Raw genomic sequence first — 16989 nt, forward strand, 5'->3', positions numbered from 1 at the left:
TGAAAGAAGGCGTATTGTAGATGAATTATAAAATTCTTAAAATCTGTTTAGATGACCTCAGTTGGAGCAAATCTGAAGATGTTCAATCAAAAGCAATAAAACACTTAATAGATAATATTACTGATGAATTTATACCAAGTCTAATTAAAGATACTGGCAAAGACTGTTGGGATAATGCTATAGAAATTATTAAGAATATTGGAATTACACGAACAGAATTTGCAATTCCTTGGTTAATATTTCTTTTAAAAGATCTTACTTGGCCCGGATCACTAGAATCAATAAACATATTGAAGGAGTATAATAACGAAAAATTAATTCCTTTTTTTGATCGTGCGCTAGAACAAGCTGATTTGGAAGGAGATACAATGTGGATTTCAGGAATTGAATTTGTTATTTCTCAGTTAAATATTGATATAAATAAGTTAATTAATTCTGAAATTCTACGTAGAGCAGATTAATTCAAAGAGATTTTGTAAGCGATTCAAAGAAGACATGCTCCTTCAGATAACACTGTATTCGCACTTCGGGGCTAACGCCCCTTGGTCTTCCCGAGGAATTTCGAGGAAGTGTATTCAGGCAGACAACCCTACACCACCTAACCGCATCACGGCCGACACTAACGTGCCTTAAGGTGGTGAGGGTTCGTGAATACAACAACGCTATCAGAAAAATATATTAAACCAATTGGAAGTGATACTATGGTGGCTCTGAAAACCACTTGGAAATCTGAAAGGCTTATATTTGAATACATCAAACTTCAAGAATTAGAAGAAGTACAAGAACTTTATGAATCAAGTAGCAATATAAGTCTTTGGGATGGACGTGAACCAGATACAGAATACATAAATCAATGTTACTTTAAAGGAGATTTACCGCCAGGTGGTAAGAAAGAAAACTATAAATTTCAAACGATAAAAACTAATGGAGATAGTAACAATTTGATCGGAATGTTAAGTATATACCACGGCTATCCGCGGAGTGACATTACATATATAGCTTTTATGTGTGTAGGAAATAAATATAAGAAACAAGGATATGGACAAGAAATAATAAATCAAATAATTATAGGACTAACTAGACTAGGGTATAAAGAAATCAGAATTAATGTAGCATTAAAGAACTGGTCTGCATTGAGATTCTGGAGTAAATTAGGGTTTGACAAGATTAACGGGATATTTGGAGATAAAGATTATTCTGATAGTACATATTCCAATATAGAATTAACAAGATTTTTGTAAGTATTTCGAAGAAGCAGATTCCTTCTGATAACACCGTATCTACGCTGCGGAGCTAACGCTCATTGATCTGCAAGAGGGATTTCGAGGAAGTGGATTCAGCAGATAACCCTGCATTGGCTAAGTCCGTCCGGACCCGGCAGCAAGCTGCCTTAAGCCAATTAGGGTTCGTAGATACAACAACGTTATCAGAAAGTCGGGAAATTTTTATAAGTGCGACACACAACCTACATCTAATAGTAGATTAATGGGAGGTAGTATGAAAACATCTATTAACTTTATTATGTTTAGAACATCAAAAATTGAAGCGGTTAAAAAGTTCTATCAAGGTATAGGTCTTGAACTTAATGAAGAACAACATGGAAATGGACCAATTCATTATTCATATGTCCAAGACCAATTTGTGATTGAGATTTATCCTGGAACAGAAGCCAATACTCCAAATTGGAAAGATTCTGGAGCATTAATGATTGGGTTTTATGTTGAGAATATTAATAAAGTTATACTAAAAATAGATGTCTTGAAAGGCAAAGTGATATCAAGTCCGACTGAAACTGATCGGGGAATTAGAGCGGTTCTGGAAGACCCTGACGGAAGAAGAATAGAATTAATAGAATCTAAAGAAGTATGAAGTCTTTGTAAATATTTCAAAGATGTCCCGACCATCTGATAACACCTGTTCCCGCTGCGGAGCTAACGCTCCTTGGTCTGCCCGAGGCATTCCGAGGAGGAGGATTCAGGTAGACAATCCTGCACCGACTAAGCGCATCGCGCCCGGCCTCCGGCCTTAAATCGGTGAGTGTTCGGGAACACAAGAACGTTAGATGAAATACCTTAAAGCTATATAAAACCGATAAAGAAGAGTGGAAAAATGCAAAGGCTTAGTATAAAGCAAATGAACCATATTTTAGCTGGAAATAGTCTTGCAGCTGAAATTATTCCAACCTTACAAGGTCATCGGAAATTTATTATTATTAGACCTTACGTTATGAAGGATGTATATGGCCATGAGTTACAATCAAAACCTAATAAATATCTAAATGATCTATCCAAAAATAACGAATTATTTTTCTCAATACTTCAGTACGAAATTAATGAGAAAGATATGGATAAGGAATGGGACTTGAATAATGAAGACATAAAGTTAAGAGAGTGTATCACTGATATTAGAGGCACTGGAAAATTAGAAGTAGAATTGAATTCTCGAAATTTTGATTTGACGGCTTTAGATGCTGAATGGAAATGCGATAACCCAATTTGAAAGTAGTCTCACAGATTAAGGTTACTTCATCTAACAGAGTATTCACGCGACGGACCTGGCGGTCCCTTAGTCTGCAGAGGCTTTTCGAAGAAGCGGATTCAGCAGACAATCCTGCACTGGCTAAGTCCGTCAGACCCGCAGGCTAACGCTGCTTGATTCGTGAATACAAGAACGTTTGATGAAATCACAGGAAAGAACTGAAATAATGACTAGACAAACTGCTACCTTGGTCTCCATCATTGCCATTAACATGTCGTGTGTTTAAATCCTAATATATTCACATTGTGGCCTGCATCTTTATAACAAGGTGTGGGCTATTTGACGCTTACTTAGATACCCTGCAAAGTAGTTGCATATAGACGCTCCTCCACAGCAACTGCTCATCTAGGCAAATGATTGAAATTCAGCCTGATTGGGTGAAAGCCTCCACCGAAATATCGCGCCGTACATAGTATGAGCCAAATAAGGTGTGAACCGCCTGTTTCGGGGTGTAAATATGGAATTACTGGAGAAAGTACAATTTGAAATTGAACGCTGCATCAGCCGTCTGAAGACTGAGCAAAATGCGGACGGGTCTTGGAGGTATTGTTTTGAAACAGGACCTGTGACAGACGCCTATATGATGATTCTCTTAAGCACCCTCAACAGCCAAGACAAGGAGCTCATTCCCTTGCTGGGCCAGCGCTTGCTGAACAAACAGGCAGTGAATGGAGCATGGAAGCAGTACGACGATGATGAGGGTCATCTCTCTTCTACGATCGAGGCTTATACCGGGCTGCTGCTTTCTGGATATTCAGATCGACATGACCGCCATATGCAATTGGCGGAAGCCTTTATCCTTCGTAACGGCGGAGTTGAGAATGCTCATATTTCCACCAAGTTCATGCTGGCTTTAAATCATCTCTACCCTTGGCCTACCTTTTATCCGATCCCTCTATTCTTATTGCATATGCCTAAGTTAATCCCATTTAGCTTTTACAGATGGAGTTCCTATGTTCGTACTCATTTTGCCCCCGTATGATTCTTGGCCACCGGAAATTCTCGCTTAGGCAGCCATCCGCGCCGGACATCACTCACTTATTTGTAACTCGTAAACACAGGAGACTTGATAGAAAGGGGCGTTGGTTATATGTATTTTCCAAATGCTGGCCAGCCAATCCTGTCTCTAAGGCGGCAATTAAGAAAGCAGAGCGTTATATGCTGCAAAATATAGTACAGGACGGTACTCTCAGCAGTTATGCGAGCGCCACCTTCTTCATGATTTATGCTCTTCTGTCTCTCGGCTACCAGCCCGATTCTCCTATTATTCAGCATGCCATTCAGGGGTTAATCTCTTTCGGATACCAAATAAAAAATGAGGCCCATATTCAGAACTCTCCTTCTACGGTATGGGACACGGCGCTGATCTGCCATTCTTTACAGGAAGCGGGACTAACGACAGAAGATCCGGCGATTCAGCATGCAGCTCAATACTTACTTACTCTTCAGCAAAGAGATCTAAGGGAGGGGGGAGGGAACACTCTTGTTCACCTCGCAGGAGGATGGGGATTTTCTGAAAGCAGCACTGCAAATCCGGATGTGGATGATACGCAGGCCGTTTTGCGGGCGCTTACGCGGTTTGCTGACCATCAATTAGACTATCGGGAGGCGTGGAGAGTAGGAGTTAACTGGTTGTTGGGAATGCAAAATGATGATGGGGGCTGGGCAGCCTTTGAAAAGAACAGCAACCCATATATGACTCGCCTATTCGGTATACAGAACTTTGCTGATACGGTTGTAGACCCTTCTGCGGCGGATATAACAGGTCGTACCCTTGAATTTTTGGGCAGTCACTTAAAGTTGACGATGACTCATCCCCGGGTTCAAGACAGTGTACATTGGCTTATCAAAAATCAAAAAAACGATGGATCATGGTATGGCCGGTGGGGAATTTCTTTTATCTATGGTACGTGGGCCGCTGTTACCGGGATGAGAGCAATTGGGATGCCTGTCGATCATCTGATCATTCAACAAGCGCTTGACTGGCTATTAAAGATCAGGCAATTGGACGGTGGGTGGGGCGAGTCTTGCAAGAGCGATATAGATAAAAAGTATGTTCCTGCTCCCTACTCTACAGTGGTTCACACGGCCTGGGCACTCGATACTCTTATTGCCATCCATGATCAGCCAACTGAAGAGATTAATAAAGGACTGGCCAATTTAATGGAATGGAACAAGCAGGAAAGCAAACGATCATCGTACCCAACCGGTGCCGGGCTGCCCGGGCATTTCTATATTCATTATCACAGTTATCCCCATATTTGGCCCTTACTCACCTTGAGTCATTATATTAAGAAATATAATGACTACTGCATGTAACCAATTTCACTTTTACGAGAAAGCAGCCCTGTCCCTTTCTGAACGATCACATATGCTAAACTAACCGTCACAAAGTAGGAGAAAGCTTTAATTTCCATCTTAATGGCGAGAAAATGATCGATACGAAAGGAGAAATTATGGCATACCTTGACCCGCAGTTAATGAGAACGTTCCGGTGCAGATTCATGAACCCTCTGCATTTCAACCGTGTTTGCGGAATTCTTCGGTCCCACAGATTTGAAGATTTAAAAGACTATGGTAGGTGCTGTAACATGATTGATCGGCTATCCGATTGTTTGGGAGTGCCAGTGACACTCGACCAAAGAGAGAACGCAGCTCAGTGGCTGATGAATTGCTGCGTAGATCCTCAAAATCCTTACCATCGTAGACAGATGTGGAATCTAATCCATGGAGGTATTTGATATCAGATTCCGACATGATTTTTGTTCATAACGAACTCGAAATTCCTTTAATAAAAATCTAGATTCTATATAATAATTAAGCTACCGCCTATTATCACGATCTGATGTGAATGGGTGGTTTTTCTTGTTCAGGTCTCTAATCTTCATATGATAAACTAATTTTACAAATGCTCGTATACCGGAGGGAACATGGAGGACTTGGAAAGAAAGCTTGTGCTCTTTTAAGCAGAACAATGGAGAAAAGATATCAGCTTGGTCTGGATTTCTATGATCGGCATTCTGCTTCCCAATCGAAAATATTTAAAAAGTTGATGGACACCTCGTGCAATATCAAATGGCGGGAAGCCAACGAGAAGGAGCGCATCTGGATTCTCCAAGCCACCCTATCACCGAAGGACTTGGGGCTGGACATGAAACCTCTCCCATATACCTTAATCAGGAAATCCTAAAGCTATATTATTCGTCTTATGAAATGGTAGCTATTGAGTTTTTCTAGTAGGAGGAAACATGGGTAAATATAGGAGGTACTTTCCTGTTTTTCTTCTTATTGGACAAATATCTCTCTGGGAACATCATCCTATCTTAGTTGAGGTCCTCGGAAATAATGGAGAGCAATTACTGATGCAGCATAGGACGACGAGTTCTACAGATTGGTTGATTAATATCCGATCTGTAGTGGTTGGTATTTTGTCCTCCAACTTGGTCAGCTTGAATGATTTCCGGACGAGCATTCCGAACGCGGTGAAGTGATACGTACACGGTTGTAGGCAGAAAAATTAAATATAAAGCGGGAGCGAGGTGGATTTTTGCTTTATTTTATTATCACTGAGCGGGAAAACCTGTATTCACAACCCATATGATTAAAAATAACATCCTTATCATAAATTTTTCCATCTGCGGAAACAAGCTTGTGCTTTATAATAATTAATCTAGGAGAAGGAAGGAGCTGGTCTAATAACTTGGAAGCGATTCCAAGAAAAGTGGCTTTGGTAGTGTATTCATTTGTATATCACACGGAACGCAGCTGTTGTCTTGACTCCCACGTTTAATTATCCGTATTTGACACAAGGAGGCTCTAGGATGTCTATTAAGATGTTTAAGCAACGAGTTCTAAAAAGGGTATTAAGCTCTGTTCTTTCATTTGTACTTGTATTTTCGCTTATTATTAGTGTTTTTCCAGCGTTAACAGTTCTTGCAGCGACGGGAGACAGCTTAGATATACTGAACATTGAAGTGAACAAGCCAGTAAACGCAGCAGTTGATCTTAATCAAGCAACCATTGATATATCGTTGCCCTACGGCACCTTATACCAAATGTTGAACGTAACAACGAACCTAGGCGCTTCCGCGACACTTTACAGAAGCAACGGAACAACAGCTATCTCTTTTGCTGCCAGCGGCATCAACAAAGGCGATGCCAAAATGGACTTATTTTCAGCAAGCGGAACGACATTGTATTATTTGACGGTAACCGATAAGAGCAACAGCAGCAACAGTAAAAAATATACGATTACGGTTACTGTGGAAAGCGCTTTGCCCGCGATTGCAGGCCCTATGGGACCTAACGACAAATTTTTGCCACTCAATATTCATGCGGGCGAATCCGCATGGGATGTGATGGGCGCTTCTAAAATTGGCAATGGCAGTACGACAGGTTCTGTAGAAGGTCCGGGCACCCCCTCATCCTACAGCGGAAAATCGTGGTCGGATTCTGTCTATGACCGTTCTGGAGACTACCCTGTGGCTTCTACAGTTCCTGAATCCTGGCTGGGAGACAACATGTATTTGCAGACCATTGGCAAAAACGATGTGGATGCGCTCACAAAATACGGGATCGCCAATACTCCGGGCGCAAATAAATTGAACTCCGACATTTTGCGTTTTCATGAATTTTTGCCTTTCGTTGCTCCAGGGGGCGTGGGCCGGGACGACGGCGATCGCGGAGCGGTCAACAGCGACCGCCAGAGACTGGAAATTAAGAGCAACACCGGCGCGTCCAGTATCGATGCCAATAGTCTGGGCGGCGACATTATGACCCATCACTGGAGGCTTATGCTTCCAGCGGAAACGTTAAAGTTTCAGAATGATACGGCGAATCATCAAGCCGGTGATTTTATTAATCCCCAAAGGTTTTGGCACATATTCCAATTGAAAGAAGTGTCAGGCAACGCAGCCGGCCAGCCGGTGACTACCCTTTCGCTAGTTTCAAGCGGAGGCAAAGGACAACTTGAATTCCGAAACAATCCGGATGGCGGCGATGCGGACAGAATAAAGCCATTGTTCACAATTCCATTAGACAAGGTCGTTGACCGCTGGCTGGATATGGAAGTTACTATTTTAACAGCCGATAACGGTTATCTTTACGGTAAGCTTGTCGACCTGGAAACAGACAAAGTGCTTTTCCAAGGCGGAATGACAGCCGAAACATATAGACGCCCTGAAGTGAAGAACCCGATTACCGGCAGAATCGAAAGAGGCGACCTGCCTGTTGAATCAGGGCAGCAAAATCGTTCCAAATGGGGTCTATATCGGGGGATGTACAATACTCCGGGAGATGCGGCCTATGCAGATGAATTTCAATCGGCAACGATGTATTTGGCTGATACACACCTGGTCAAAAGGGATAAAGACAGTTACATTTTCCCTGATGGCTGGAATCCGAATGCACAAGCTAAGGATGTTGCAGCCTGGGTCAGACAGAAAGAAATTTCGGCTTCCGTAGGCACAGCGTTCAATAAATTACCATTACCTTCCAAAATTGATGTTACCTTAAGTACGGGTAAAACGGAGATGGTAAACGTCACATGGAGCCCGACCGATTACAAGCCCAATGTCTCAGGTATAACTAAAATTTATGGCGAGTTCAGCGGTCCAGGCATTACGAACAGCAAAAACATTAAGCCGTCGATTGACGTCAACCTTGCGGCTTATAAAAACTGGGCGGTAACGCCGGGGGCCGAAATTAAGGTTGTCACTCAAAGCGGAGCAACCAAAAACAACTTTATCGATGACAATTCATCCACCAATTGGCAAGCGCATAGTTCCTTATCGAAGCCATCAGCAGGCAATCACCAGTACTGGGCGGCTATCAAGCTGGAACAGAAGATCGATGTCAGCAAAATTGAAATTGAATGGACGAATAATAGTAAAATATTGAAAAACTATCAAGTGTACTCTACAAATAATGCTGCCGCCTATAATGAACTTGTGGAGGGCGGTAACTTTGACACCAATCCCAATACAGGAACAGAAAAACCGCTCTTGACTGCAAATGGCGCTTCGTGGATTCCGATTCCCGGAGCAGGAAAGACGACTCCGCCTGGCAGTACGAACCCGAAGGTTAGCTATACTTTGGCAGAGTCGGTTGGAGCCCAATATTTGCTGCTTGTATCCGATGTCGATCAGATAAGTGCCGGTGGCTTGCTCAGCAATGTATTCAGAGCCTTCGGAGTACCATCTGTATCGGAAACAGAACCGGAAGTTCCTGCTGGCTCTGTCAACCTGTTGGATCCGTCCCGCTTTACACCACAAGCAGGCGTGAATCTCAAGGTAAGTTCGGAAGCTCCGGGTCATTCGGGAGCAGACGCTTTGAAGTCGGGCGGCAGCGGCTATTGGCGCAATTCAAGCTCGAATATATATAAGAACGATTATTCGCCTTCATCATTGGCATTGACTCTTGACTTGGGCGTGTCAAAAACGATCGATAAATTGTACCTTGAAATACCTAACACGATCGCAAATATCCAAGCCAACGCGACAAGATTCGAAGTATATTACTCTAATGACCCCGGCGCTTGGGCAACTGCGCCAACGGCTTCTGATTCGGCAAGCTATTATGACTGGAAAGCGAACGGCTGGATGCTGGCCGGGGGTACGGAAACAGAAGGCTTATGGTCTTATAAAACCTATAACGGTCAAAGATGGGGCTATGATAACAAGACTTTCCTGTATCCGTTCACAGCCAGGTATGTAATGATACAAATTGTATCTGTCGGACCGGGCGACAAGCGCACGGATGATAGCAAATCGATGATGGGTTTATCCGGCTTGGTTATTTACGGTAAAAATCCGGCATCTAACACAACAGTTCTCGCGCCGGCTAAGGATACCTACAGCACATGGGATCAAGTCGCGCCGATAACTGCCAGCATAAATCTTACCAACGGCCAAACGCTGACGAGCATCTCCAAAGGATCTGATACACTTCGTCTCAATACGGATTACTCGTTATCGGGCAATGCGGCTACATTCGCACCTTCATACCTAGCCAAATTGCCGCTCGGCACCAATGAATTTACGTTCCACTTCAGCAAAGGCGCTCCGTCTGTATTCCTGCTGGACGTAACCGCCCGCGGTTATGGCGCGAATGAGAAGACGATCAAAATGAACGCTATTGAAGGCGTATCTCCATTTAACATTTTGGGCGGCGCAATGCAGACCGACGAACCGGTTGAAGGGATAACGAAGAGGATCAGGGATTCTTACCACGAGTTTTACGGTGACGATCCTCGGGCGACTTTGGCCGACGACCATATCTTGAGCGTATGGGACAGCTTCCTGCAAAAAAATGTGTTCAAGGTCGTTGCCAACGGCAGAGGCGTGAATGACGCAAACGCAGAAAATGTTCGCAACGGCGAGTACGGCCACAAGGGTGTTTTTGACCCGGCATTAGGCTATGTTGTTGACGGCGCAGCGATCAATGACAGGCAAAGAGTCGAAATTCGTCCAAGCGAAGATTCGACCCATGATTTTACCGCCTATGAGGGAGATCTGGTGAACTATCAATGGCTTTGGAATATTCCGGACGGCAACCAGTGGAATCAATCAGGCTTCAGACATATATTCCAGTTGAAGGCTACGAATGCCCAAGGGGCTAATACATTGCCGGGCGGCAACAGCGGCGGAGAAAACGGTGCATATCTGCTCGCGATGTCAATTTCCGGAACGACAAGCAGGAACCTCGTTGTGAATCATAACCGGTATGACGGCGATAAGACTCTGTTGACCATTCCGTTAAAAGAAATCGACAGCCATTGGATCAAGGTGGAGCTAAACGCACTCATTTCCGATACCGGTTGGCTTACGATCAAAATAACGGATATGGTAACCGGCAAGGTATACACTTTTGACAGCCCGGATGTTTATCAAGTGTTTACGAACTCGGGCGCAACCGACGGTGTGAAGGACTTATGGAGAAGAGCGGAGAGAAGCGGAATTGAGACCGAGTATCCGGCTACGTTCGATCAATATCAGCGTCCGAAGTGGGGCATTTACCGCAGCTCCAATGGCGGCGCAAACTCTGTATATGACGCATCGCTTCAGCTTGCCGACATTACCATAAGCAAGGTGGCATCAGGCGTGTCCGCTGTAAACCTTGCGCTTAATAAAAAAGCGTATAACGTAGGCTCGACAGAAGGCGCCAACCCGATCCAGTTGCAATCTGCGCGGGCTAATGAATACGGTAATGCAAACAAGCTGACCAACGGCGTACTGGAAGACGCAACCAAGTACAATGTGAACAACGTGACCAGCTTGAGTCAAATTGGGGGCTACTCGTGGCTCGGTACCGATGGAGCAAGCAAAGGCAGCTTCGTCATTGACCTTGGCCAGGCCATGGATTTCAGCCAAATCAGACTGTTTGCAAAATCGACGAGATTGAAAGGCGCAACCGTTAATGTATCTGATGATTTCAGTAACCATACATCGGCGGCTGAGTTTGACGCCATGACATTTAGACAAGTGGATAAACAGACAGTGCAAGGTTATACGTATGCGACAGGCAACAACAACGGCGGTGCCGATTCGGCAGATAGTTCGTACCCGATAGACCTTGGTAAGACCTACCATTCAAGGTATATCAAAGTAAAGGTAGAGAACGCATCCGGCGGCAACGCGGGTTCGGATCTTACAGGACCTCCGCGCCTTACACAAGTTCAAGTGTTTAATGCGCCGACTCCTCCGCAGAACCTAAAGCTTGAAACCAGTGGTTCAGCAAAAATTCTGAAATGGGATTCCAATGCATTAAGCGGAGGCTACACGGTTTATAATGGCACTACGGTACTTGCTGACTTATCGGCAGGCACAACAAGCTATACTTTACCGAGTAACATGACCGATGTGTCCAAAGTCGCTGTAAAGTCAATGGGAACAGATCCGTATTCTCGCAAGTTTATGATTTCGGCACCGACCTTACTGGCAGAATCTCCGGTCCAGGCGCAGATTGTAAGCATTACACCGATCAACATCACGACAACAGAAGGAACTGCGCCTGTATTGCCTTCGGTAGTAACAGCGGTTTACAGCGATAGCACGACTAAGCAACTGCCTGTCATCTGGAACAGCATCAATTCATCCCAATATGCAGCTGCAGGAAGCTTTAGCGTACAAGGAACCGTAGCAGACACAACCTATAAGGCATTGGCTAATATTACGGTGGTTCAAATTGCTCTGCCAACAGCGGCGGATATTGCAGCAAACCTTTCAGCCATTGCAGCTCCGGCGAAAGACGCGACAAGTGTAACGTTGCCGTCTGTACCATATGGGTTTACCATAGCTGTCAAGAGCTCGAATAACACTTCGGTCATTCTAACCGATGGAACTATTATTCCGCCAAACGTGCAGACCACGGTTAACCTTGTCTTGGAAGTGACTCGGACATCGGACAACACCAAAGCGGTTACTGGCAGCCTTCCAGTCGTTGTTCCGGCCAAAACGGTCGCAGCACTTGCGGCAACGCTAACGGGACCGGGCGTCTTATATCCGGAGCAATCGTTTGATCTGACCTATGGATTAAGCAACACGGGTTCGATCGTTAGCGGAGGCATTTATGCCGAAGATTTGACCGTTAATTATGACCCAGCGCAAGTACAGCTAAGAGTGGTAACCCCGTTGATCGATGGCCTTTTTGTGAGCCATGCGGGAACACCGGGGCATATTCGAATCATCTCGGCCAGTGAAGGAGCCTCTCATGCCATTACGGACAGCAACAGTAGAGCGATCTTGAAGCTGAGCTTCCAGGTGAATCCTGCAGCGCAATCCGCGAGCAGCAATGTCTCCTTGTCAGACGTGGTCGTCTCCGACGGCCATGGCGTAGAAACGCTTGTGCAAGGCGCATCCATCAGTTTACAAATTACGGTCGTGGATAAAACGGCACTGAATGCACTGATAGCAACCGTACAAGCGAAGTGCGATGCGGCAGAGGAAGGAAGCAGACCGGGACAATATCCAGCAGGCTCGAAAGCAGCTCTTCAAGCGGCTATCGCTAAGGCACAAAGCGTAGCAGGCAATTCTGAAGCCACAACGGATCAAGTTAACCAAGCTATTGCCGATTTGAATGCATCGCTGCAGGCGTTCCTTGCTTCGATCCATGCTGCGATACCAGGGGATCTGAACGGTGATGGCAAATTCAGTATCGGCGACTTGGCTATTGTTGCTAGTCACTATGGAGAAACCCTGAGCAGTCCGAACTGGTTAGCAAGCGCGGATATCAATAACGATGGTGTGATAGATATTAACGATCTTGCGGCTGTAGCGCAAAAATTATTTTACAGCAGTAGTTGTCTATAAAAGAATAATTGATAGGGGAAGGGTTCAATTAATAGATACAGGCTGCCGGAATGATCCGGCAGCCTGTGTTTATGTGCGCCCATTAAGTGGTGATCGCTTCACCGTATTCAGCCGGGGAGAAGTCGCCTAATTTTTTCTGGAAGCGTTTAAAATTGGATCTTCTTCTCTAAGCATGAATTATAAGGTAAATCAAAAAGTAAGAGCAGATTGAGATTGCCGTCAAAACGACTGGAGACTGCGTAAGATCAGGGGTTGTTCCAAAAAAGCCCCTTCTTATTCTGAAAACCCCTAAAATGATAGGAATTTAAACAAATAGGAAAAGAAATCAAACTAATTTTTACCATGAAAGCACATATAATTTGACAGCAGCGGAATGATCTAAATTTCTGCCAACTTCTGCTGCTCAAAATTAATCCAAAAGGGAGGTAAGTAAGGGTAACTGTTTCAGAAATAAAAACCAAAAAATAAAATTTCAGGAGGTATTTTGGTGCAGAAGTATTTCAAAACGTTAAGATTGTTCAGTTTGATTTTTGCCATTTGTCTTTTGCCATTCCCCTCGCTTGTTTTCGCTGGCACTCAGGGACCTGATGCGGATGGGACGATCATGTACTCTCAGGATTTTGAACAGAACATGAATGGCACATCAAAATCGCCATCTGGTCTTCCAGACAGTAGAATCACCAGAGTGACTGATCCGCTTGGGCAGCGTGGTACTATTCTCAAGCTGCTATGGCAGTCCGGCGATGATTATAGGACCTCTTCGGGTACGAATCCAAGAACCGAAATCAACGTGAACGGATACGAATGGCCAAGAGATCAAGCCGTAAGCATAGCTTGGGGAGAACGATTCGATACTTCCATTGTCAATGCATCTATTGCACAAGTTATAGGTGACAACGGACCTTATTGGATGTTAACTGCAGATGAAAAGGGGAAATTGTCTGTATTAGGTATAGGATCCGGATTTGACTATACGCTCAAAACTAATCAATGGAACGATTTTAAAGTAGAGTGGAAGGGTTCCGAAACGAATGCTTATTTCAAATTGTGGATCAACGGCGTTCTGGTGTATGATCAATCGGGCTTGAGCTTCCCTAGAGCAACCGTCAACATGCATACGAAATTCGGAATCTACAATCGGGATGAAGGAGTCATAGCCAATAATACTAGAAACTGTTACCTTAGTAATATTAGTATCGGGAAGGATCCGGCTCAGTCAGTTATTTCTAATTTTTCCGTCAAGGATACGGCGAATGCGGCCAATTGGTCCGTGCAAAAACAATTACAGGCAGGCAATAGCCAATACGGTGACAGGACATTCACATTTACGTCCGTTCCGACCATCGTGGCAGGGGCTGAATGGATTAGGACCGCAAATGATTCCAAAGCTTACACAACAGACCCGTTGGTAACTTTTAACGTAACTCGAAATGCAACCGTCTATGTAGCAATAAATAATTCGATCACTATCAAGCCTTCATGGCTAAGCGGTTGGACAGACACGGGAACAAGTCTGGTAAATAGCGAATCCACGCCAAGGACATTTAATTTATATCAAAAAACGTATTCTGCAAATTCAACGGTTTCTTTGGGGAACAATGGAAGTACATCGGCTAGCATGTATACTTTAATAGTAAAGTAAGTACTAAGGATCTATTGAGCTGTCCCTAAGGTCATCAAGTGATGGCTGTTTCAGTTGAATAATCTGACTGTTATTACCTCTGAATTGTTGTGACAGATGGAATGTCTAAATGTCCAAATCCAGAACGTATCGGCCATTTCTTATTGAATTATATCACTGATGAAAAACTATAGTTGAATGAAGCAGCGGCACTGTCGCTGTTTCTTTACGTTGATCAGTCAAAAAGGTTATTTATCAAAAGCTGACTGTCTTAATGATCGTTAAGGAACTGTTCGTAACCAGATGAAAGCGGGTACTCACAACCTACTTCAAAATTTACTGGCGGGAGCGCTTAGCGTGATCAAGATCCAAGTGAGCAAGACGATCACTCCCGTCCTTCCACATCAAGAAACATTACGGCAACGCTTGTCACGGCCGTCAGCACAAAGGTGGGGCACCAGTACTCGCAGTCCCTGCAGGCGATGCGCTTTCTCAAAATGGTTGGCCTCACTGCCGATGAAACAATAAGGCATGCCATCCCCACCTTGCATCATCGTCTAAGTACTATATTATTGAGCTAACTGAAAACAAGAGCTCAACAAAAACAGGAGAAGGCTACCGCCAAGGGAAAATGAATCCAGGCTCGTTGAAAGGATTAGATCATCGGAAGGATTTATCCGCGAATTGTCGCTTGTAGCTGAAGAAAACCACCAAATAGTAGGTCATGCTTTATTCAGAGGTAAAGATGAAAAGAATCAAAGGTGAGTTGAGGTATCCGAAATCATTCTTTCAATAACCAAATTGATAAACTTGTTTAGCGCAGATAGCATACTTTTGGTCGATCAACTTTTTTCACAGTCAAGATTAAAAGCGAACTCAGCCAACAATAACACCACAAAAACTCCTATTTTGTCATGTCAAAGGATCTGCAGCGGCAGATCCTTTATCGTTTTTATAGAACTCTTTACTGCTGATCCTAATCATCGGGAAAACAGTTCATCAAGTGCTGGACAAATTTATGAGTTTATGACAAAGTACCCTGATGTTGACCATTTTCTTCAAAATCCTTCGTACCCAGTTGAACTTTATCAACAGTCTGGGATCAAACAGTAAGTTCTGGTTGATCTCATAATACAAACGCGCAGAATGGTGGAATAATATGGTGATTAAAGTTTTGAGATTTTCAAGTATTGTACTATGATAAACTTGATTGCAGTCGAGCGATGGTATGGGACATAGCCCCTTACTCTTACACAAATTTAGAGATCAGTATACCTAAGGAGTGGTAGCAATGGCGCGCGTTTTATTTATTAATGGGGGATCCGAAGGGCATATCAATCCAACTATAGGCGTTGTGCAAGAGCTTATTTCGCGTGGAGAAGAGGTAGTGTACTTTTGTATAGAAGCTTTTCGGGAGCGTATTGAGAAGACGGGAGCTACAGTACTAACATTTGACGATCAAAAATTTATTAAGGCCTTTATCTCAGGTGGAAGAGATTATTTACTCGAAAGAATCAACGGTCTTTTACTTACGGCCGATATCGTCATACCAAGCGTTCTTGAACAAATTAATGGAGAGCATTTTGATTACATCATCCATGATTCCATGTTTGGTTGTGGACGTTTACTTGCTCAAATTCTTAAGCTTCCTGCAATCAACTCCTGTACTTCTTTTGCGCAGCCAAAAGCATCATTCGATAAAATGTTGGACCAATTTTCTACAAAAGTCCCTACAGAAATAGTTAAACCTATAAACGATAAATTTCAAAGCCTGACGGTAATGGTGAAGGAAAAATATGATGTGGAGATCCATTCTCCTTACGAAGTGTTTTGTAATCCTGCACCACTTACAATCGTTTATACAACAAGGGAGTTACAACCTTATGGAGAAGCTTTCGACCAAACTTATAAATTTGTAGGTCCATCCATCTTTTCTCGATTAACTCAAGAAAACTTCGACTTTACTGCAATCAAGGGGACAAAACCAATTTACATTTCACTGGGTACAGTCTTTAACCAAGCAATTGATTTCTATAAGCTTTGTTTTGAGGCATTTGGGAACACTGATCGTACTATTGTTATGTCAATTGGGAATAAAACCCAAGTTTCTGATTTAGGGGAAATTCCTAAAAACTTCATCGTAAAAAATTATGTTCCACAAACTGATGTACTGCAATACACTCAATTATTTATTACACATGGTGGAATGAACAGTACCCATGAAGGTCTCTATTACGGGGTTCCGCTAATTGTAATCCCGCAAAGTGCGGATCAGCCGATCATTGCCGAGCAAGTCGCCAATATTGGAGCAGGCATTAAATTACAAATGCAAAGCTTGACAGCAAATCAACTACGTGAAGCCGCAGATCATTTGTTAACCGACCCATCTATTAATAAAGCTGTTGCAAATATTAGGGAATCCTTTCAACGATCAGGTGGGTATCACCAAGCTGTTGATGAGATTTTCGAATTTAATAATCATTTTCATATCTAGCGACGCTGATCAAGGAAGCCGCGGTCGCT

Annotated in this window: 10 protein-coding genes and 1 pseudogene; all 11 read left to right on the forward strand. The window is 43.6% G+C overall.

Annotation, left to right across the window (positions count from 1 at the left end; translation table 11 throughout):
- The first annotated feature begins 20 nt into the window (after nucleotides 1-20).
- Nucleotides 21-461, forward strand: coding sequence for a hypothetical protein (locus tag FU659_RS17855; protein ID WP_147948818.1), 441 nt, complete (start codon nucleotides 21-23; stop codon nucleotides 459-461).
- A gap of 186 nt (nucleotides 462-647) precedes the next feature.
- Nucleotides 648-1241, forward strand: a complete 594-nt coding sequence (locus FU659_RS17860) for a GNAT family N-acetyltransferase (protein ID WP_147948819.1) — start codon at nucleotides 648-650, stop codon at nucleotides 1239-1241.
- A 256-nt stretch (nucleotides 1242-1497) separates the two neighbouring features.
- The gene (locus tag FU659_RS17865; protein ID WP_147948820.1) at nucleotides 1498-1869 is read left to right on the forward strand and encodes a VOC family protein; all 372 of its coding nucleotides are present in this window, start codon (nucleotides 1498-1500) and stop codon (nucleotides 1867-1869) included.
- Nucleotides 1870-2133: 264 nt separating this feature from the next.
- A complete protein-coding gene (locus tag FU659_RS17870) occupies nucleotides 2134-2499 on the forward strand; it encodes a hypothetical protein (RefSeq protein ID WP_187274220.1) in 366 nt (121 codons plus the stop codon).
- Nucleotides 2500-2995: 496 nt separating this feature from the next.
- Nucleotides 2996-3780 (forward strand): annotated as a pseudogene (locus FU659_RS37300) (prenyltransferase/squalene oxidase repeat-containing protein); the annotation flags it as partial.
- A complete protein-coding gene (locus FU659_RS37305) occupies nucleotides 3757-4857 on the forward strand; it encodes a prenyltransferase/squalene oxidase repeat-containing protein (protein WP_261807892.1) in 1101 nt (366 codons plus the stop codon). The pseudogene FU659_RS37300 and the gene FU659_RS37305, both read left to right, overlap by 24 nt.
- Nucleotides 4858-5512: 655 nt before the next feature.
- Nucleotides 5513-5728: a type 1 glutamine amidotransferase family protein gene (locus FU659_RS38895; protein ID WP_397355978.1), complete on the forward strand. Its 216-nt coding sequence runs from the start codon at nucleotides 5513-5515 to the stop codon at nucleotides 5726-5728.
- Between the two features lie 58 nt (nucleotides 5729-5786).
- Nucleotides 5787-6029 (forward strand): hypothetical protein, encoded by a 243-nt coding sequence (locus tag FU659_RS17885; RefSeq protein WP_147948822.1) that lies wholly within the window; start codon nucleotides 5787-5789, stop codon nucleotides 6027-6029.
- A 330-nt stretch (nucleotides 6030-6359) separates the two neighbouring features.
- The gene (locus FU659_RS17890; RefSeq protein WP_147948823.1) at nucleotides 6360-12845 is read left to right on the forward strand and encodes an Ig-like domain-containing protein; all 6486 of its coding nucleotides are present in this window, start codon (nucleotides 6360-6362) and stop codon (nucleotides 12843-12845) included.
- Between the two features lie 487 nt (nucleotides 12846-13332).
- Nucleotides 13333-14487 carry a heparin lyase I family protein gene (locus FU659_RS17895; protein ID WP_147948824.1) on the forward strand — a complete coding sequence of 385 codons (1155 nt, stop codon included), beginning with the start codon at nucleotides 13333-13335 and terminating at the stop codon, nucleotides 14485-14487.
- A gap of 1270 nt (nucleotides 14488-15757) precedes the next feature.
- Nucleotides 15758-16960, forward strand: coding sequence for a macrolide family glycosyltransferase (locus FU659_RS17900; protein WP_147948825.1), 1203 nt, complete (start codon nucleotides 15758-15760; stop codon nucleotides 16958-16960).
- Nucleotides 16961-16989 lie beyond the last annotated feature (29 nt).

The organism is Paenibacillus sp. N3.4, from assembly GCF_008017805.1.
Taxonomy (GTDB): Bacteria; Bacillota; Bacilli; order Paenibacillales; family NBRC-103111; genus Paenibacillus_E.